Consider the following 19,945-nt stretch of genomic DNA (forward strand, 5'->3'; position numbering starts at 1 on the left):
GACGGCGGCCGTCGACCGTGCTGTCAAGCGGTTCCATCCCCACGACTGACCGTCCACTTCCGATCGGTCGACGACAGACAGCCCGGTCGGCCCGTTTGATGGATGAATAGTATTATTGTAAAATAGACAAGTAACATATGAGAACAGCCCTTCCACGGTATTACTCGAACGCGTTCGCTTCCGATACGACCACCCGATCGGACGACGCTCGTCGTCCGATCGGTGTCGAACCGCTCCCGACCGCCACTCGAGCGTGGGACGGTCGGCGAATCGATCTCAGTGGACCGCTATCATACCCACTGGTAACACTCCTCTCTACCCACGGCAGGGTCGGGTTCCGCTGGCTCCGTCGCGCTCGTTACCGACGGGCGAGGGGTCTCGGTGCACCGTCGATCCACGAGGTGAGCGGTCGATGACGTCCAGTCTAAACCGCGATCTTGGACTTCCAGAAGTCGTCGCGATCAGTATCGGCGCGATGGTCGGGTCGGGAATCTTCATCCTACCGGCACTGGCCTACGAGATCGCCGGCTCGACGGTCGTGTTAGCGTACATTCTGGCTGGTCTGTTAGTGATTCCTGCGGCGCTATCGAAGTCGGAGATGGCGACAGCGATGCCCGAAGACGGTGGATCCTACGTCTACATCGAGCGCGGCATGGGTCCGCTGCTCGGAACGGTGGCAGGGATCGGAACCTGGTTCTCCCTTTCGTTCAAGGGCGCGTTGGCGCTCGTCGGTGGAGTGCCGTATCTCGTCTACCTGCTGGACCGCGATCTCGGCTCCGGAACCGTCACCGCTATCGCGTTGTCGATCGCTGCTCTGTTGATCCTGCTCAACATCGTCGGTTCCGACGTCACCGGCAGATTTCAGGTCGGGATCGTCGCGATCATGCTAGTAGCGATGATCTGGTTCGTGGTCGGCAGCGGCGTCTCGATCGAGGGTGCGCGCCTCGATGGCGCGCTCGATCCTGGCTCTTCCGGCCTGCTCGTAGCGACGGGTGCCGTGTTCGTCTCCTACGCGGGCGTCACGAAGATCGCGAGCGTCGCCGAGGAGATCGAGAACCCGTCGCGAAACATTCCGATCGGGATGCTCGTTTCACTCGCGTTCACGACGCTGCTGTACGTCCTCATCGTCGCCGTCCTCGTCGGGGTGACCCCGCCGGACATGCTCACAGCGACTGACGCACCTGTCGCCGTCGCGGCAGAACAGACACTCGGCACAGTCGGTGTCGTCGCGGTCGTCGTCGCAGCGTTGCTGGCGCTTGTAAGCACGGCGAACGCGGGGGTTCTCTCGGCGTCGCGGTACCCGTTTGCGATGGCACGTGACGATCTGGTCCCGTCGTCGCTCGAGGATCTCCACCCCCGATTCAATACGCCGTTGCGAGCAATCACGCTCACGGGGGCCGTGATCCTGGTGTTGATCGCGTTCGTCCCGATCCTCCAGATCGCGAAACTCGCCTCCGCATTTCAGGTGCTCGTATTCGTACTCGTCAACCTCGCGGTGATCGGGTTCCGTGAGGGGGCCGTCGATGGATACGATCCCGACTTCGTCTCGCCGCTGTACCCGTGGACGCAACTGGCCGGTATCGTCGGCGGACTCGTCGTGTTGACGACGATGGGGACCGTCCCGCTCGTCGGTGCGATCGTCATTACGATCGGCGCGATGGCGTGGTACTACGTCTACGCCCGAAAGCGAATCGACCGTGAGGGGGCGGCCCGTGCTGGCGTCCGCGAGAACGTCAGTCAACGTGCCACCGATCGGACCCGTGGCCTGTTCGAGGCCGATGCGGAGTACGACGTCCTCGTCGCGATCACGGAAAACACGTCCTCCGACGCCAGACGCGATATGCTTCGGATGGCGACCGATATGGGCCGGCTCCGGTCGACGACGGTTTCGGTCGTCGAGTTCGTCGACGTTCCCCACCGGCTGTTCGCCGGGGACCACGCCGACGTGCTCGCGGACGATCCACCCGAGTGGCTGCCGACCGACGGCGACGACGCCCCCTCGTGGTTCCCCGAGAATCACGACGTCCATCGACCGACACGTACGTCCGGGGGTGCCACGCCTGTCGGTCGATCGCCGGTGACGGACACGCGCATCGAGTACCGTGAGATCGACAGCGAAGATCACAACCGCGCGATCGTCGACTGCGCGACCTACGGCGACTACGACTTGATCGTCGCCGAACGCGATCGGGCACAGTTCCACCAGCGACTGTTCGGCGGCGGTACCGATTGGCTGCTCGAGAACGCCCCCTGTGACGTGTTGCTCGTCGAGGACGACGACTTCGACGGTGCCGACGAGATCGCGGTCGTCGCCAACCGCGGGGCGTACGACCCGCTGAAGCTGCTGTTTGCCGACGCGGTCGCCGAGGAGACCGGCGCCGAGATCAACCTCCTCCAGGCGATTCCGGAAGACGCTCCGGAGAGCCAACGCGAGACGATCGAGCGCTACCACGAGGAGCTGTTGTCGATTCTGACGGTGCCAGCCAGATCGACGATCATCGAGGCCGACGACGAGATCACGGGACTGACGCGATTCGTGGGCGATGCCGACCTGCTCGTGACCGGTGTCGATCGAACCGGGGTAAGTGCACGACTCCTCGGCCGGCCGGGCAACCAGCTCGTCGAGCGCGTCGAGACGACCGCCGTCATGGTCCAGACCCACGACGGCCGGCAGCCAGGACGGCTCCAGCGGCTGTTGATGAACTACCTGTTCAACTGACGGCTGCCGACCGTCCCACGGCTATCCGTCACGAATCCGTTTCTATACTACCGGACAACAGTCAGTACACGCCCGATCGCGTCTCGAGTGCGATCGGTGTGTGTATCGTTTTGTCAGACAGTATCGATTACGTCGGTCGCCGGTCCCGTCGTGGCGATCGGCGGGACATAGAGTAGACCGTATCAGGCGGTTCGACGCGGCGGAACGAGGAAGACGTTGCCGGCCGCGTTGGCGACGATCGATTCGGAGACGCTACCAAGCAGCAGTCGGCGAAGTTTGCTTTGACCGCGCGAACCAACCAGCGTCGTCGTCGGCTCGTGGGTCGCTTCCGCGGCGAGAATCTCGTCGGCGGGGTCGCCCGTCCGGACGTCGATCGTCGCGTCGATATCCCACTCCTCGAGTCGGTCGGTTAGCTCCTCGAGTCGCTTTTCGGGCGCGCGGTCTCCGTCGGGGCCGGGGCTGGTCTCCGTCTCCACGTGGACCAGCGTCGCCTCCTGGGCCGCGTGGCGGAGATAGGAAAACGCCTCGAACGCCCGGTCTGCGTTCGCCGAGAAGTCAGTCGCGTACAGCAGTCGTTCGAACAGGTGTTTCTCGACGAGGTCGGGTGACTCGGTTTCACGCTCGATTCGGTTGACGAGCAACGGCACGACCGTCGTTCGAGCGAGGTTCCGCGTCGTCGACCCGATGAGTCGGTTCTCGAGCGGACTCTTCCCGCGCGAGCCGACGATCGAGAGATCCGCGCCGACGGTCTCGGCGATCCCGTTGATTCGGCGGTGTGGCGTGCCTCGAACCACGTGTGTCTCGACGTCGAGTCCGACGTCCTCGATCGAGTTGCGATAGCGTCGAAGTGCGCGCCTTCGCCGTTTCTCGTGGTCGATCCCGATCGTCCCGCCGTGGACGTTCGCCGGGACGACCGTCACGAGGTGGAGTTCGTCGACGCCGATCCGTTCGAGACAGTCGAGACAGGTTTCGGTCTCGATAGCCACTTCACTGGCTGCTGACAGGTCCGTCGCGTAGACGGCTTTCATACTGGTCGTTCTAGGTGGACGAATATTATCCCTGGTGGTTCGGTTACCTAGTCCGCTGTCGGATCAGCTGCCGAGCGATACGGTTCTTTGTACCAACGTATCGGCAACCGTACAATAGCTCTGTCCGACAGTACGACCCAGCTTCCGGCTGGCCGCGTTCTCGACTGACCCGGTTCGAGCAATATTTTCCGGGAGGTGGTCGATGTGAGGTCGTGACGCATCGAAAATCGTCCGGTTCGACTCATTTAGGCGTCGGAACCGGCTAGTTCCGAACGGGATGGCCACCGCTACGTTCCCCAGTCGAACGACCCCGACGTCACCGCCCGTATCGAACCGCGTCCCGCCCGCGTCATCCAATCCAGAACGATGAGCACGACGACCGATCGCCTCCGCGAGTTCACCTTCACGCTGACCTACGAGCCCGGGGAAGACCCGGTCGCCGACGTCTTCCACGAGTATCCGAATCTCCGGGCAGCGACGATCGACGTCGCGGTCGGACGAACGTCGTACGTCCGTCTCGTCCAGCTCACTGGTCCACCGACTGCGACCGACCACCTCCAGACTGCCCTCGAGGATCGTGACTATCTCCCGCGTGCGATCGGAACGGAACGGTGTTGTGGTACGAGCACGGCGTACCGACTCGAGTGTGCCCCGAGACAGCGGCTGGTCTATGCATACGTAGAGGACATCTGTGACTGCCACTCGATCCACAACATCGCTTCGACGTATCTCGAGCCGGGGACGATCTTCGAGCACAGACATCGCGCCGGTCGAGAACGGTGGCGACTGCTGATGCGCTCCGATGCGGCGGTCGGCGAGCTGTTCGATCACGTCGAGGCTGCCTGTCGACCGGGTGTGACAGTCGAGATCGGACACCTCGGAGAAGCAACGGAGTGGCACGGTGATGCGTTCGTCGACGCCGACTTGACGGGCTCACAGCGGCGGGCGCTTGCACACGCCGCTGCGAACGGCTACTACGAACGTCCGCGTCAGGTGACGATCGAAGAACTCGCAGACGAACTCGACGTTCCAAAGTCGACGCTCTCCTACCGCCTTCGAATGGCCGAATCGAGGCTCGTGAAACGATACCTGGATCGGTACTCCGAGACCGAGCCCGGGGTGCACGCCTGATACGGACTGCTGTCCCGATGTCCCGCAGATCGCCGATCCCGTCCTGGCGATCGGCGGTCAGTGACGACAGGAGACCGTATGAGTGCAACTATAGCGTATCGTCGTGTGGTGTTTGACTGTTCGATGCCGTTTCATACCCGATCGGAAACGCCGTTCTACCGCGGACAACAGTCAGTATCCGTCCGATCGTCTCTCACGACCGGTCGCGTATGATCGCTGCGTGACTCGTATCGGCCGGCAGTATTACTCCTCGAGCCAGCCGGTGGCCAGTTCGTCCCGATCGACTGCCGGGACGTACGGCTTTATATCCAGTACGGGGGTCCCGTCGAGAAGGTCGAGTCCCGTAACCCGAAGCGCCGTTCCATCGTGGTCGTGTAACTCGACGACGGTCTGGGCGATCGGGTTCGGTCGGAACGGACTCCGGGTCGCGAACACGCCGACTTCGACGTCGTCGGCGTGAGGTGGTCGAGACGTAAGCAGCGCCTCCTCGACTTCGTCTAGGTGTGCGAGGACGACGGCGTGAGAGAACTCGGCCAACCCGTCGAGTCCGCGTTCGTACTCCTCCTCGAGGACGATCTCGCTGGTCGTCTCGTCGGTTTCCTCGCGGGAAACATCGGCAGGGGAATCGTACGGCGATCGAACGTGTCCGATTGGCGTGTAGGTGATCTCCATCGACGCTGCCCGCGTGTAGCGGGCAGGTTCGGTTAAGCGGCCGGCTGGCACCCAATATTATCGATTGAAACGGGACGGGTGTAGCTACCGACAGTCATTGCCGGTATAGTAGCAACTGACACGGACTGCCAACCGACCACGCGACCCGCGGTACGCACCCATCCCGACCGATCCCGCGCGACCGGGGACCGACGTGGTCAGGCCGGATCGTGTCGGGACCGACGGACAGCGGTTTATCTCAGTCTGACATACCGTATCCATCTTCGGGTTCGACTGGCCCCGAAAAGACTCCGTAGAGATACCGGAAGTACGCGAGTACGAGCGCCAACACCGGAACGACGACGATCGTGAGGACGTTCAACGAGAGCGGTGACACGACGGCTTCTCGGACTGTCGTTTCGGTACGTGGATAAAGCTCCGGATAGAGGAGGACAGCGACGAGGACGACGAACGCGATCGAGACGCCACCCATTGCGTAGAACCAGCGGGTGTATGCCGATCGCATGGCAGAGAGCAGTCCGAACACCGCAAGCACGACCGCTGCGAGGACGACTGCTCCAACCGGGACGCTACGCAGCGTCGCACGGATCCCAAGCGGATTCGAGACGAAGACGACGACGAGCAACAGCACGATCGCGACGAGGGCACCGACACTCGCGTACATTCCGTCGGTCGCCATCTCGGTTCGCAAAGAGCCGGTCGTTTTCACTGCGAGATACGCGGCACCACTCGCCGCCGAAAGCGCGACGAACGCGATACCGGTCAGGACGCTCGGGAGGCTGATCGCACCGGTCGCAAACACCCAGCTCCCTGCAAGCATACCGATAAAAAGCGGTGAGAGGACGCTACCGACGGACGAAGCCACGGTCACACCGCCGTTGCCATGTCGGGTCGTCACGCTGCTCGCGAAGTTCGGGAGTAACGCCACGGAGTAACAATGCGAACACGATCGCGAATATCAGCAGGTAGTTGTCGCTCAGCAGCGACGCGTACACCGGCGGAAACGCGGCGAGCAACACCGTTCCAAACGCCACGAGCCACACCTCGTTGGCGTCCCAGACGGGTCCGAACGCGGCCAACAACAGCTCGCGCTCTTCTTCGTCGTCACGCGTGGCGTACAACATGCCGATTCCGAAGTCGAATCCGTCCAGGAAGACGTACATTGCGAGCGTAAATAGCAACAGCCCGAACCAGAACTCCGGTAGCCACGGAACCAGATACTCGTCGGCGGGAACGACGGGGCCGAACGACGCGGGTGTCGACACCCGATCTGCGATCGGAGCGAGACTGATCTCTCCGATCATCCGATTACACCTCCCCTGACCCGGCCGGTGTCGACTCGTCGGACTGGTCTCGATCCCGGCTCAGTCGTTCGGGCGCGTCGTCTCGTACGTGTTCGAGTTCGTCGTCGACGATCCACTTGACGACGCGAAGGAAGACGACGACGAGCACCGCGTACACGACTGCAAACGCGGTCAGCGAGATCGTTATCTGTGTCGACGTAAGTGTCTGTGAGACTCCCTCACTGGTAAGCTGGACGTCCTGAACGATCCAGGGCTGGCGGCCGATCTCGGTGACGTACCAACCAGTGATCGTCGCGACGAATCCGAGCGGAATCGACGCCATGAGCGCTTTCAGGTGGAGGCTACGCTCGAAAAGCGTTCCCGACCGTAGTCGGTACAGGCTCCAGAGACCGAGCGCAATGAACCAGAATCCGAGCATGACCATCGTACGAAACGACCAGAAGACGTACGCGACTGGCGGGTTCTGTACGTCGAACTCCTCGAGCCCGTAGACGATCCCGGCTGGATCGGCCTCTGCGAGCAACGACGCCAGATACGGAATGCTGACCGTATACAGTTCTTCGGCCCGCGGATTGGTGATATCCTCGAGGCTCTGTGGGAACGCGAGGAGATGCAGGGGTGCACCCTCTTTGGTCTCGTAGATCGCTTCCATCGCGGCGAACTTCATCGGCTGGGTCGCGACGACGTGTCGGGTATACATGTCGCCGTGGATCACCTGAAAGATCGACGTGACTGCGAGCACGATGACCGAGAGTTTGAGCGTTCCGCGCCACGGTTCACTGTTCGGGTTCGTCCAGACGAAGTAGGCGGCGACGCCTGCGACCAGCAGCGTCACCGAGATGATCGCCGCGTTCTGCATGTGGACGTACATCCAGAACAGCCGTGGCGTAAAGTAGGCCGCGACCGGATCCGTAAGCACGATCCCTGTCACGCCGTTTTCTTCGATCAGTTCGTACCCCTGGGGAGTCTGCATCCAGGAGTTGACGACCAGGATCCAGAACGCCGACAGCCACGCACCGATCATCACCAGTACCGACGAGAGCACGTACACCCGATCGCTTACCCGCTCACGGCCAAACAACAATACGCCCAGAAACACCGCCTCGAGGAAAAACGCCATCGTCGACTCGAACGCGAGTGGACCACCGATCAACTCGCCGGCTGCCTCCGAAAACGCGGGGAAATTCGTTCCGAACTGGAAACTCATCGGGATTCCCGTTGCAGTCCCCATAACGAATCCGACCGCGAAGATCTTCGTCCAGAACGAGCGCAACCGTTCGTACTTCGCTTCTCCTGTCGATACATCCTTCCAGGTGAAGTAGACGATGTACGGTGCGAGGCCGACCGAGAGCGCCGCGAAGACGATATGAACGGTGAGCGTCCCACCGAACTGTACACGACTTCCGAGTTCGGGATCGATTAGGAGGGGATCAATCATGTGTCGTTAGTGTCGCGTCGTCTCGTTTTCCTGCGGCGCGTGGCTCGAACCCGAACAGTGTGTGGGCTCCGACCTGCCTGACCGACCCGGCGCCGCCTGCGGTTCATGCTCCACCTCCGACCTGGATGGGGATAAAACAGTCACCTAACCCATAGGTGTTCAGTAATTCGTGCTTACATATATTTCAGGTCTTGTAATAGAAATTGATACTGAAACCGGTACGGACCGTATCCAAAGCACCTTGTGCCCCTATCGTATGGTAACCAGACTAGTCGTCTCGACGATACATATCTATCGCAACGATAACGTACCGCCGAGAGATACAGTTATTTCTGCCGACAACAAGGGTTAAGCCGTTCTCGGTCGTCGAGCGGCACATGAAAGCGGAAGCAACTGATTCGGCAAACACGACCGATACGTGTGCGTCCTGTGGTAGCCCCCTCGATCGGGGAGCAGCTACATGTCCCGAATGTGGAAACGCACCGAAACGAGCAGTGCGGAAAAACGGTGCCCTCGTCTTCGTCGCTGGAATACCACTGTTTTTCCTCAATCCGCCCATCGGGGTTATTCTGGCCATCGTGGGTCTGTTCGTCGTATTCGGTGCCTGGTTCGTGTCCGCAGCCGACCACGGGACGACGACCGCCTCGAGACCCGGTTCCGAGCCACCGTCGGAGTAGTTGTTCGAGTCTGGATTAGATCTCCATTAGAACCATGAAAGCAACACTCCCGAAGCGATCCGATCACGGGGAAGTGGTATTTGTCTAACAATCTCGAGTCGGCTAATCCTGTACCGTTGAATCAGTAACTCCGTCGTTCAAACGCCGGAATCGAATAGCCAGAATAACTTTGGTTTGTGAATCGAAAGTCGAATACTGGGGGCGTATTTCTGGTCTATCCATCGAATTTTGGAAATGTACGAAGTGTAGCTTACCGGTGTTGAACACCTATTCGTAGCTACTTGGTGAGCATGATATGTCCGCTAGTCGAGCAATATCGATGACCGATCCAACCGTCACGACGGTGATGACCGAACTCGGGCCGTGGCTGGCGTTTCTTACGCCGGAGTTAGCCAGCCGAATCCAGTTCGGCTGGGCGATTACGATTCACATCATCTTCGCGGCGCTTTCGGTCGGGCTGGCGCCGTTTCTGGTCTACTTTACCGTCCAGGAGGTCAGAACTGGGAAGGAACGCTACGTCCGGCTCCGGAAGTTCTGGACGAAAATCTTCGCGGTCGGGTTCATCATGGGGACCGTCACCGGCATCCCGATGGGCTTTATGTTCGGGACGAACTTCGGGGCGTTCTCGACCGTCGCCGGCGAACTGATCGGGGGCCCGCTGTCCTTCGAAGCGAAGATGGCCTTCTTCCTCGAGGCCGTCTTCCTCGGGATCTTGCTGTTCGGGCGTGACCGCGTCTCTGATTGGTTCTACGCGCTCTCGTCGGTTATGGTCGCACTCGGCGCGTGGCTGTCGGCGTTCTGGATCCTGGTCGTCAACTCCTGGATGCAGACGCCACGTGGCTACGAGATCGTCATGGAAGACGGTGTGCAGATCGCACAGCTTACCGATCCGCTCGCGGCGTTTTTCAACCCACGTTTCCCGTGGATGTACGTCCACATGCAGAACGCGGCGATCATCTCGGTGACGCTGCTGATCGTGGGTATCGCCGCGTACTTCGTCTGGAAGAACCGTGACAGCGACGTCTGGAAAACCGCGCTCCGGGTGGGCGTCGTCGTCCTCCTCCTGACGTCGATGTTTCAGGCCATCCACGGCGACATGTACGGCCGTCACGTCGCCGAAACGCAGCCACACAAGTTCGCCGCGATGGAGGCCCACTACGAGACTGGATCGGCCGACTTACACGTCGTCGCCATACCGACCGATCTCGAGTCGATCACCGATCCGCGTGCGGACAACCTCTATACGATAAGCATTCCACACTTCGCGTCGTTCCTCGCCAGCGGGGGTGATCCGAACGCCGAGGTAACCGGCCTCAACGACTTCGAGTACGACTCACCGCCCGTCGCGTGGGTCTTCTGGTCGTTCCGGATCATGGTCGGGCTAGGCTTTTGGTTCATCGCGCTCGGCGCCTGGGGGACCTACCGCCTCTGGAAGGGCGGGCTCGCCGACGACGAGCGGCTGCTGAAGGCGCTTATGGTCTCCTCGCCGCTTGGCTTCGTTGCGCTGATCACCGGCTGGTACGTCGCCGAGATCGGGCGCCAGCCCTGGATCATTCAGGACGTCCTCAAGACGTCCGACGGCGTCTCCCCGCCGGTGACCGGGACCGAGGCGACGCTGACGCTGGTCGCGTTCGTGGTCGGGTACATCTTGCTATTCAGCGTCTTCCTCTACGTCCTGAAACGGATCATCGACGAGGAGGCCCAGCGACACGAAGTCGGAATCGAGGAAGACGACCGACCCGATTCGCCGGGGGTGCCCGCAGATGACTAGCGTGTTGTCGGACTCGGCGTACATGCTCGAGTCGCTTCCGGAGCTGTGGTTCGGACTCGTCGTCTTCGCACTGGGCGTCTACCTCCTGCTCGACGGGTTCGACTTCGGCCTCGGGATTCTGTTCGCCGAAGCCGACGACTCGGAGCGAGAACTCATGCTCGCCGCGTTCGGTCCGCTGTGGAAGGCCAACGAGGTGTGGCTCGTCCTGTTCGGTACCGTGTTGTTCGCCGGCTTCCCGGCCGTCTACGCCAACATCCTTGGACGGTACTATCTACTCGTGTTCGCGATCCTGTTTACCATGTCGCTGCGCGGACTGGGGTCGAAACTCCGGGAGGAACGCGACGACGAGCAGTGGGTCCGGTTCTGGGATGCCTGCTTCATCGTCGGGAGTACACTCTCGCCGTACCTCCTCGGCGTCTTCGTCGCCAGCTGGATCCTCGGTGAGCCGTCGGCGCTTGCGATCGGTCCACTCGTCGTCGGGTTCACCGTCGTCGCGCTCACGGTCGTTCTCGGCGGCGCGTTCCTCGGCGTCAAGACGAGAGGTGAACTCCGCACTCGAGTCGTCCAGCGAGGACAGTTAGCGACGGGCGCCTACGTCCTCCTGTTCGTCGTCACGGCAGCCGTAGTGTACAGTCAGTACCCCGAGCTACGGTCGGTACTGCTGTCCGGGTCGACCGTGGCACTCGTCGTCGCGACGCTGGTGTTCGCGGTCGGAAACGTCGTCGCGGCGTCGCGGGAGCGGTATCACGCGTCGGTGCTTTCGGCGTCCGGCCTGGCAGCGGCACTCGTCGTCTTCCTCGCGACGCTGCTGTACCCGTCGATCGATCCCGCTGCCGGGTTGACGATCGCCGACGCGGTCGTCTCCCCCCTCGCGCTCAATATGACGACCATCTTCGCGGCGATCTTCGTGCCGATCATCGTCGGCTACTTCCTGTTCCTGTACTCGCTGTTCAGCGGGCCAGTAACGGCCGACCAGCAGTACAGCTAAGGGAGTCGCCGAGCGCCACACGCGAAGCTCCCGTCTCGAGACGGCCGTCTGCTGACACCTACACTCGCCGATCTTTTCGCTCATCGGGTCGAATTAGCTGTCACGCTCACGGCAATCGTCTCCGTGGCTGTCGTCTGTGACCTGTTCGAGTAACTCGAGACTGTCGGTCGTATGCCACAGCTCCGAGATTCCCGATCCGGTGAGTCGAAGTTCGACGACCCCTGTGACGACGATCGTCTCTCCGCTCGGCTCGATCCCGTGAAAGACGCCCTCGTGTGTGCCGTTCATCGTGTACCGACAGACTACGGTCGCCTCCTCCGCGATCAGTGACTCGATCGCTATCGACAGATCCGGGAACGCGCCGTGGAAGACATCGAGAACCTGCGTCTCGAATTCGTCGGCATCGAGTCCCGTTCCGGGAACGTTCGGCGTGTGAACGATGGCGTCCGACGCGAGCATTCGGTGAACCGTCTGTTGATCGTCCTTCTCGAACGCGGCGAGAACGAACTCTTCGGCCAGCGCCTTCTCGGTCTCGAGTCCGCTCATTCGATTCCCTTCCCGTAAACGGTGTTGCCCACCGGCTCCAGTGAGACTGTGTACACGCTCCCGGATCCAGTGTCGTCGCCGGATGGATCACGAAGACTGGAGACACAGCCTGCAAGCGCACCGATCACCCCTGTCCCGCCAGCCGCGATCACAGGTCTCCGTTTCAGTTGGTCACCCATCACACGACAAGACAGCGCCATCTAATAAAAACATTTTGCACTAGATCAACCTAGGTTGTATACGGTAGGCAGTAAAACATTCGACAGCAGTGCAAACGGTAGTCGACCGTCGAACGCTCGAGTGCCGGCGTACGGAGCCACGCTCTCGCGGACTACTTCCGTTGCAACCCTTCGGTGGCTACGATAGCTCGCGCAGGGTGTCACACGCCATAAGTTTAGTCGAACGTCACTACAGGGGTCGGCGAGGCGGCCGCTTCTGCCATGAATACTCGGAATCCTGATACTGTTGGACAGCACGATTCGACGATCGGTCGCGGGACTGCGGCCGTCCCACGGGTGACGGCCGCGAGTTCGCGACCGACGTCTTACTGACTGCTGTCCGACAGTATGACCATCTCGCTTTTCGGACCGTTCTGAACGCCGACTCCCCCATTGGTAAAAACAACTCAGATTGTATTAACGCAATTTCAGTTGGCAAGGTTTATGTTCGATTGGTTGAGAGTGGACGACAGAACGTTCCATGAGGCGGCTACAGTTGACACGACGGAAGTTGAGTGCAAGCGTTGCAGGCGGTCTGGCTATGCTCACCGCTGGCTGTCTCGGCAGTGGCGGCGACAGCGAGTACGAACTCGACGTCATCGACCGACGCACCGACGAGGAGGTCGCGGACTACCACGGTCACTGGCACGGCGAACTCCCGTCGATCCCCCTCGAGGACAACGTCTCCCTCGGTGCCGTCGTCGAAGACGAAAACGGCGAGGAGGTCGACTTCCAGTTGCGACACGACGACCACGTCGAGTGGGAGACCTCGGAAGCAATCGACGCAGCGGTTCTCGAGTAGTTCCACCCATGATAGAGCAGCATCGCCCAGCGGCGGTCGGCAGCGTCGGCGTGTCCACCGACGGTACGCGACCGCATCGACGACGTCTCGAAGGGGAGGAGGTCGGTCACCGATGAAACACCTCGTCGCGTCCCTCGAGAAAACCTGTACGTCGACGCCGTTGCTCTTCGACCTGTACGTCCGTCTCTATCGAACGGTGGTGAGACGGGAGATCGCCCTCGGCGAGATCGACGCGACCGATCGCGTGCTCAACGTCGGCTGTGGCGCCATGCCGTTTACAGCCGCGCTGATCGCCCGCGAGACCGGCGCGTACGTCTACGCACTCGATCGCGACGAGAGCGTCCAGCCACGCACACAGCGCAACCTCGATCGAGCGGGCGTGGCAAACAGCGTCGAGGTCGTCTTCGGCGACGGAACGAGCGTCGACACGGACACGACCGTGCCACTCGAGGAGATCGATGTGGCGGTGGTAGCAGTGCAAGCGGAACCCAAAGACGAGATCGTCCGTCACTTACGGGCGCTCGAGAACGGGCCGGAACGGATCGTCGTTCGCCAGCCACGGCCGCCGTTCGCCGGAGAGTACGGCGCTCTCTCGGAGTCGTTCGATCCCGACGACGCGACCAGCCACCGGATGCTCACCTTCGGTCGATCGGTGTTGTTCGAAACGTAGGCCCTCCTCATGAACCGGAAACTCCTCCTGTGGATCGTCGGTATCTGTTTGCTCGCTGGACTAGCGTTTCTCGCTGGCTGGCGCGAACTCTGGTCGGCACTCCAGCAGGGGAACCCGCTCGTCATCGCCGCGCTCTGTCTGGTCCAGTTCGGAACGCTCGGGCTGATCGCCTACCAGTGGCAGTTCCTGTTCGACCGCGCCGGCGTCTCCATCTCGTTTCGACGCGTATTCGAGGTGACTCTCGCCGGGCTGTTCGTCGAGAGCGCGACCCCTTCCTCGAAACTGGGTGGGATGGCGGCGAAGGTGTATCTCTTCGAGCGGACGACGAACGCGACCTACGGGACGATCTCGTCGGTGTTGCTCGCCCAGAAGTACGTCTCTCTGCCGCCGTTTGCCGTACTCTGTGTCGGCGCCCTCGGTGTTGGGGCCTCCAGCCTCGAGGACGGGGCCGTCTCGAGTGACGTCTACGGACTGGTCGGTGGGTTCGTCGCCGTCGTCGTCGCGGTCGGCGCAGTACTTACCGTGTCACGTCGGGAGACGACACGGGACGGCCACTGGTCGATCGCCACCATCGTTCCGAACTCGGCGGCCGGCTACGTCGATCGAGCGCAGTCCACACTCCGATCCGTCGTCAGTGGCGCGGGCGAACTCCTCGATCGACGCGGCCGGTACTGGTTGTACGCGATCGCCGTGCTTCTCTGGTTCGTCTACCCGCTGAAGATCTACGTCGTCGCACTCACGCTGGGTGTCGAGACGACCCTGACGATCGCGTTCGTCGGGACCTACCTCGCGTATCTCGTCGGTCTCGCCCCGATTTCGCCCGGTGGAACCGGGACGTTCGAAGGCACGCTTGCCCTCGTCTTTCTCGCCGGCGGTGCCTCCTTCGCCGAAGGACTCTCGGTCGCGTTGCTCGCTCGAGTCGTTACGTTCTGGGTTCCACTCGCCCTCTCTGCGGTGACGACGGCGATCCTGATCTGGAGCGACGAGGACGCCGTCCCCGACGATCTCGGTCTCGTGTCGCGTGCCTTGCGGCTCCTCCGGCGAGTTCGGGGATAGTCGTGCCGGCAAGGCGATTCGTTTCGTCGGGAACACCACAGTCAGCGTTGGGTTCAGGGCGACTTCTCGTGGCGACCGCTGCGTACGAGACCCGTGATCGGGTAGGTACTGACTGCCGTCCGGTAGTATGGTGCTTAGGTCGTTTGCGCCTGGCGAAGACGACGGACGCCGACGAGCACTGATGTATCACCGAGAGACCACTCGTTCGTCGCGTCCATTCCGCGCGTGTCGGTGACGACCTGTTCGGCTCGAGTCTCCTCAGCGAGCACGTCGCGGTACGCCTCGATGGTCTCCCGGACCAGTGTACTCTCGGATTCGACGCCGAGAACGACCGACTCGTCCATGTCGGTCTCGAGAACGTCTCGAAGATCCTGTCACGTCGGAGAAGATCGCGGCAGACGCCCTCGCGTTTCAGCCCTGTCGTCAACGACGTGTCGACGTAGCCCGGAAAAAGTGATGTTCTACACGCCGCATTGTATATAGCGACATGTGATATATGAGTGCTGAACGAGCGTTCGATAGTGCAACACGGTCTGTGGGGTGAACATCACCGGCAGAGTTCACGGTGGGAGACGCGACGATAGCCGCCCAGTGTCCGAGTATGAGCTCTCGTCCTCTCGACACCACCGTTTGACCGTTTGACGTACACACCACGTTCGTCGGCAAACTCGCCAACAGAGTATGAGCGTGGCATTTTGATAGTCATACTATCGGACAGAACTACTCGAGGACTGGTCGCGAACTCGTGGCCGTCACCCGCGGGACGGCCGCGAGTTCGCGGCCGGCGTCTCACTGACTGCTGTCCGTCAGTATCATTCCTTTGTTGGCGGTTCATCGTGGACCGCAACCACATCATCTGCAATTTCGTGGATAGACAACCCCAACGGTGCTTCATCACTCGGCGGCACAGGCTCATATTGGCCTATGAGGAGGGTACCCGAGACGTGTGCCTCAGTTAATCGACAGTAGATCGGATCTCCACGATCTTGTCTCGGTTCTAATTCGATGATGTCCCCGATCTCGAAGTCAATCGGATCGTCAACCAACTTTTCAATATGCCCTCGAGCTAACTCACTGAGTTTTCCGTCTACGTTCGGAACAGGATCATCGATACGTTCTGCCAACACCCACCAATCATCGATGATCTGTCTCTGTCCGATAGTTTCTTTTTCTTCTCCATCAAGCCGAACATCGTACGCTTCTCGTTGCAGTATCGGTGAGCGATCCAGGTATGGCGTCAGCCATGCATGATATCGTTTGAAAATCTCACACTCTCCCTCATTCGTCTGAAACGTATCACCTACGTTAAACAGGAAATCAGACTGCAGACGTTCGTGCTTGAATCGCTCGTCAACTTCATCGCCTTCTTCGATAGCACCGGGAAGGTACGACCAGCCGGCAAACTCCGATCCATATTCACGGTCTACGAAAGGTGTTTCGAGGTGATTATTTGGCGTTTCAAACACCTCAGAGAGTTGTTTCAGTGCTTCCCTCTCAGAGAGGCAGTCTGTGCGGTTATCGGGGTCTGTGTCGAAGGCATCAAGTGATTTTGAGGGTGATGTGGGTGCATTTAGTGGCGGTTCATCCCACTCGTCCGTCGGCGTATGGAAAGAAAACTCGCCCACGTAGAGACAGTAATACGCCTTTCCGTCAATTTCGTGGGTACGAACAGCATCAACACAACCACCTTGAACTAGATTTTCAAGAATTACTCGTTTCAGCCGATAGAGTGCTTTTTTCCTGAGACTGTAAACGCGGGCGTTTGCTTTGAGCCCTGCAGTGTATGCGTCTTTAGCGGATTCGGCGTATCGCTTTGCCTCCACGTTGAGTTGATACAGTGCCGCTAACTGGTTGAAATCACACTGTGGACAGTGTGAAGACGCTTGTTCGCTACTCGTCTCGTTCATACACTACTGTATAATACTAAAAGTGTTTAAATATCAGCATATGATAATAGTTACGTATCCACAACACCCCTCGGAGTACACTCGAATTCGATAGGATTGTTGACTCGAGGGGTCGACACAGTGCTGAGGTATTCGATATCAGTCGATCAGATCCTCACGGAGATACATCAGATGCTCTTCTCACATGGTCGGTCTCGTGACGACGTGGCCGGGGTGGCGTCAGCTACCCATATTATATCTTGAATTGTGGGCCGGCAAGCCACAGAAGTATATCTAAATCTGTAGGCCTATTAGCAGTTTAATCTCAAACTATAGGCCAGCTCTCCAATCGATATTGGGCCGGCAGTCTATGATAAGGGCCTTTATCTTAGAAAGTCGGATAGATTGATAATCACTGGCTTTGATAGATGATGTATGAGCGATCCGGCTGATACAGAGAAGAAATATGTCAAGACGTATGTTCCAGCCTATCAGAAAAAAGCGTGGCAAGACCACGCCGACGAACTCGACATGAGCCAGAGTGAGTTCGTTCGGACGATGGTCCAGGCCGGGCGGAAGGGGTTCGAACCCCGTGACGAGGAACCCGATTCCGAGGGCTCTGACCCTGGGGGTAACGGCCTCGAAACACGGGTCCTCGAGTTACTCGAGTCTGACACGTATTCGTGGGACGAACTCCTCGAGGCGGTCAGCGACGACATCGAATCACGACTCGACGACGCCCTCGAGGAGCTGCAGGCGGACAACCGGATTCGATACAGCGGCCGCCACGGCGGCTACACCCTGGTCGGTGATCGGGATGGCGACTGAACCCGGAGCTGAAGCTCCCGAAGACGTCACTGACCCGATCGCTTACTTCCTCGACGACCAGCGCTACCACGGCAAAAGCGAGCGCACCCTCGAGGCCTACGAGCGGGTCCTCCGGCAGTTCGAGGCGTTTGTCACCGAGCGGTTCGACATCGGCCGGCCCCGAGAGGCCGGCCGCCGGGAGTGTATGGCCTGGATTCACTCCCTGCGGGGCGAGTTCGAATCGAGCACGATCGCGACCTACGCCTCCTATCTCAACCGCTTTTACGATTATATGACCCGCGTCGGGGTCTTCGACGACAACCCGATGGCGCTGGTCATGGAGGAGCTGTCGGAGTCGATCGACACCGACCCGACGCGGCGAGACATCTCGGTCCCGGAGATGCGCGAGTTCGTCGCCACGATCGCCCACCCCCTCGAGCGGGCCGTCGTCGTCACGCTACTGAAGACGGGGATGCGCGTCGGGGAACTCTGTAATCTCGATTGCCGGGATCTACACCTCGAAACGGACGCCGTCGACCTCGAGTGGACGCCACGTGTCGAACTCGATCGGCGTTCGTCGTCGCTGTTCGTCTCGTCTGCGCTGGCCCGCGGCACGACGGCCAACGGCGAGGAACGGACGGCCTCGAACAAGCGCAAGCGCGACACCGTCGTCCCCGTCGACGACGAACTCCGGCGGGTGCTCCTCGAGTGGCTGGCGATCCGTCCCGACGCGGTTTCGTCGGCCCGGCCACTCTTTTTGGACACACGAGACGCGTGGGGAGAGCGCTTAGAGCCGTCGGACGTCCGCTATATCGTCGAGAAGCACGCTCGCGACCGCGGTTGGTATCGCACGGGCGGCGGCACGACCGAGAACGTCACGCCCCACTACTTCCGGCACTTCTTCACGACGCACCTCCGGGACCGAACGGGCGATCGGGGTATCGTCCAGTACCTCCGGGGCGACGTAGCCGGGGATGTGATCGATACCTACACCCACAACTGGGGCGATCGAGTGCGCCAGACCTACCTCGAGCACATCTATTCGATCACCGCATAGCAGGCGCGGTCGAAACGCCGAAAATTGCCGCCGTCATCGCAATCACTACTGATATTTACTACTCTAATACCCAATCAAAACGTCCGAAACCAGTCTAGTAAATCCTATATTGCTATATCAAAATCAGTCTCAGGGACGAATCGCTATGCGAGGTGTTCCGCGTTAGAAGGCGTAGCCGTCGCTATAGTAGTAGGACGTCCAAACCTCGGCGAGCATGCCGATCAAAACGAGCGTGTGGAAAACCGCGTTACCCTTCGACTGCCAGTTCAGTCTCGAGATCGGCGCCGTTCAACAGCGAGCGAACGGCTGCGGTCGTGTCGCTGACTTCCGGCGTGCTCTCGAGTAGAACGGTTTCGCTCGGGAACAGTTGCTCGCCCAGCAGGAGCCCGTGTTCGCGTGCCGTCGAGCCGGTCACCGTCAGGTAGACGCCCAGCCCGGTGTCGGCGATCGCGGCTTCCTCTTCGCGACCGTCGTCGGGATACTCGAAGTGAACGCCCTCGAGTGTCCGGGTTCCGAGGACGGCCTGGACGAGCCGTTCGTACCGCGGTTCGATACACAGCGGCCCCTCGTAGGACTCGAGAAACGTCCGATCGATCGATCTCGACGATGGTGCGACCTCGGGGGTCGCCATCAACGTGTGGTAGACGGTATCGCCGAGGCCGGTGATCACGCGGACGTCGGTGTCAGCGGGATCGATCCGGGCGTTGATGTCGGCGATTCGGTCGAGTGGCTCCGGACGGAGTTCGACGACCTCCTCTAGTACGAGATCGGCGCTGTCGAATCCGAGCGCGAATTCGTGGGTTCGGAGCGCCCGAAACGGCTCTTCGCGGCCGACCAGTTGGATCGCCGCGTCGTCGGGGACGCCAGGGACGTCCTCGAGCGGAATCGTGACACTGTCGAAGACGATCCGTCGGGGTTTGCCGGCACGGTCGTCGCGCAACAGGGTATACTCCGGTTCGGTCGGGTCGTCGACGGTGCTGTAGTCGGCGAGACGATGGTAGACGTGCTCCTCGGCGGAATCGACCGTTCCCTTCGTAAGTGCTTTCTCGTGACGAAGCGTCGAGGTGATGTCGTCCGCCAGTTCCGACACGCCGAGTCGACCCGCGAGTCGATCGAGCACCGACTCGAGCGGTCGCCCCTTTCGTGGAACTGCGATCGGAATCGTCTCGCCCATC

17 protein-coding genes and 2 pseudogenes are annotated in these 19,945 nt (G+C 60.6%); 9 read left to right on the forward strand and 10 right to left on the reverse strand.

Features of this window, described 5'->3' with window-relative positions; translation table 11 throughout:
* Positions 1-412: 412 nt before the first annotated feature.
* Positions 413-2,719 carry an amino acid permease gene (locus RBH26_RS00005; RefSeq protein ID WP_306755746.1) on the forward strand — a complete coding sequence of 769 codons (2,307 nt, stop codon included), beginning with the start codon at positions 413-415 and terminating at the stop codon, positions 2,717-2,719.
* Between the two features lie 182 nt (positions 2,720-2,901).
* Here RBH26_RS00005 and RBH26_RS00010 read toward each other — a convergent pair whose 3' ends face one another.
* The gene (locus RBH26_RS00010) at positions 2,902-3,747 is read right to left on the reverse strand and encodes a universal stress protein (RefSeq protein ID WP_306755748.1); all 846 of its coding nucleotides are present in this window, start codon (positions 3,745-3,747) and stop codon (positions 2,902-2,904) included.
* Between the two features lie 366 nt (positions 3,748-4,113).
* On the opposite strand from RBH26_RS00010, the gene RBH26_RS00015 reads away from it, so the two are divergent.
* Positions 4,114-4,878, forward strand: a complete 765-nt coding sequence (locus tag RBH26_RS00015) for a helix-turn-helix domain-containing protein (protein WP_306755749.1) — start codon at positions 4,114-4,116, stop codon at positions 4,876-4,878.
* Between the two features lie 243 nt (positions 4,879-5,121).
* On the opposite strand, the gene tsaA is transcribed toward RBH26_RS00015, so the two are convergent.
* The 3 genes and pseudogenes from tsaA to RBH26_RS00035 all read right to left on the reverse strand — a co-directional run bounded on the left by tsaA (position 5,122) and on the right by RBH26_RS00035 (position 8,292).
* Entirely contained in the window at positions 5,122-5,550 is a 429-nt protein-coding gene (gene tsaA / locus RBH26_RS00020; RefSeq protein WP_306755750.1) for a tRNA (N6-threonylcarbamoyladenosine(37)-N6)-methyltransferase TrmO, read from the reverse strand.
* Positions 5,551-5,788: 238 nt separating this feature from the next.
* Positions 5,789-6,854 (reverse strand): annotated as a pseudogene (locus tag RBH26_RS21335) (cytochrome d ubiquinol oxidase subunit II).
* A gap of 4 nt (positions 6,855-6,858) precedes the next feature.
* The gene (locus RBH26_RS00035; protein WP_306755753.1) at positions 6,859-8,292 is read right to left on the reverse strand and encodes a cytochrome ubiquinol oxidase subunit I; all 1,434 of its coding nucleotides are present in this window, start codon (positions 8,290-8,292) and stop codon (positions 6,859-6,861) included.
* Between the two features lie 996 nt (positions 8,293-9,288).
* Between RBH26_RS00035 and RBH26_RS00040 the strand changes: the two genes are divergently transcribed.
* Positions 9,289-10,740: a cytochrome ubiquinol oxidase subunit I gene (locus RBH26_RS00040; protein WP_306755754.1), complete on the forward strand. Its 1,452-nt coding sequence runs from the start codon at positions 9,289-9,291 to the stop codon at positions 10,738-10,740.
* A complete protein-coding gene (locus RBH26_RS00045) occupies positions 10,733-11,728 on the forward strand; it encodes a cytochrome d ubiquinol oxidase subunit II (RefSeq protein ID WP_306755755.1) in 996 nt (331 codons plus the stop codon). The genes RBH26_RS00040 and RBH26_RS00045 overlap by 8 nt, the downstream gene beginning before the upstream one ends.
* A 93-nt stretch (positions 11,729-11,821) precedes the next feature.
* On the opposite strand, the gene RBH26_RS00050 is transcribed toward RBH26_RS00045, so the two are convergent.
* Entirely contained in the window at positions 11,822-12,274 is a 453-nt protein-coding gene (locus RBH26_RS00050; RefSeq protein ID WP_306755756.1) for an ester cyclase, read from the reverse strand.
* Positions 12,271-12,453, reverse strand: a complete 183-nt coding sequence (locus RBH26_RS00055; protein WP_306755757.1) for a hypothetical protein — start codon at positions 12,451-12,453, stop codon at positions 12,271-12,273. The genes RBH26_RS00050 and RBH26_RS00055 overlap by 4 nt, the downstream gene beginning before the upstream one ends.
* A 580-nt stretch (positions 12,454-13,033) precedes the next feature.
* Between RBH26_RS00055 and RBH26_RS00060 the strand changes: the two genes are divergently transcribed.
* From RBH26_RS00060 to RBH26_RS00070, 3 genes are all read left to right on the forward strand, one after another.
* Positions 13,034-13,294, forward strand: a complete 261-nt coding sequence (locus RBH26_RS00060) for a hypothetical protein (RefSeq protein ID WP_306755758.1) — start codon at positions 13,034-13,036, stop codon at positions 13,292-13,294.
* A gap of 112 nt (positions 13,295-13,406) precedes the next feature.
* The gene (locus tag RBH26_RS00065; protein WP_306755759.1) at positions 13,407-13,964 is read left to right on the forward strand and encodes a hypothetical protein; all 558 of its coding nucleotides are present in this window, start codon (positions 13,407-13,409) and stop codon (positions 13,962-13,964) included.
* Positions 13,965-13,973: 9 nt separating this feature from the next.
* On the forward strand, positions 13,974-15,020 hold the full coding sequence (locus RBH26_RS00070; RefSeq protein ID WP_306755760.1) for a lysylphosphatidylglycerol synthase transmembrane domain-containing protein: 1,047 nt from the start codon (positions 13,974-13,976) through the stop codon (positions 15,018-15,020).
* Positions 15,021-15,154: 134 nt separating this feature from the next.
* On the opposite strand, the gene RBH26_RS00075 is transcribed toward RBH26_RS00070, so the two are convergent.
* The 3 genes and pseudogenes from RBH26_RS00075 to RBH26_RS00085 all read right to left on the reverse strand — a co-directional run bounded on the left by RBH26_RS00075 (position 15,155) and on the right by RBH26_RS00085 (position 16,927).
* Positions 15,155-15,364 carry a hypothetical protein gene (locus tag RBH26_RS00075; protein WP_306755761.1) on the reverse strand — a complete coding sequence of 70 codons (210 nt, stop codon included), beginning with the start codon at positions 15,362-15,364 and terminating at the stop codon, positions 15,155-15,157.
* Positions 15,365-15,539: 175 nt separating this feature from the next.
* Positions 15,540-15,714, reverse strand: a pseudogene (locus RBH26_RS00080) (IS607 family transposase); the annotation flags it as partial.
* A gap of 118 nt (positions 15,715-15,832) precedes the next feature.
* Complete coding sequence (locus RBH26_RS00085; RefSeq protein WP_306755762.1) at positions 15,833-16,927, reverse strand: hypothetical protein; 1,095 nt, start codon at positions 16,925-16,927, stop codon at positions 15,833-15,835.
* Between the two features lie 414 nt (positions 16,928-17,341).
* Here RBH26_RS00085 and RBH26_RS00090 point away from each other — a divergent pair, with 414 nt between their 5' ends.
* Both RBH26_RS00090 and RBH26_RS00095 read left to right on the forward strand, forming a co-directional pair.
* On the forward strand, positions 17,342-17,734 hold the full coding sequence (locus RBH26_RS00090; RefSeq protein WP_306755763.1) for a DUF5805 domain-containing protein: 393 nt from the start codon (positions 17,342-17,344) through the stop codon (positions 17,732-17,734).
* Entirely contained in the window at positions 17,724-18,770 is a 1,047-nt protein-coding gene (locus RBH26_RS00095; RefSeq protein WP_306755765.1) for a tyrosine-type recombinase/integrase, read from the forward strand. Before RBH26_RS00090 ends, RBH26_RS00095 begins: the two co-directional genes overlap by 11 nt.
* Before the next feature lie 247 nt (positions 18,771-19,017).
* Here the strand turns inward: RBH26_RS00095 and RBH26_RS00100 are convergent, their stop codons facing one another.
* Positions 19,018-19,944: a hypothetical protein gene (locus RBH26_RS00100; RefSeq protein WP_306755766.1), complete on the reverse strand. Its 927-nt coding sequence runs from the start codon at positions 19,942-19,944 to the stop codon at positions 19,018-19,020.
* Position 19,945: the final 1 nt, after the last annotated feature.

This window comes from Natronolimnohabitans sp. A-GB9, assembly GCF_030848565.1.
Lineage (GTDB): Archaea > Halobacteriota > Halobacteria > Halobacteriales > Natrialbaceae > Natronolimnohabitans.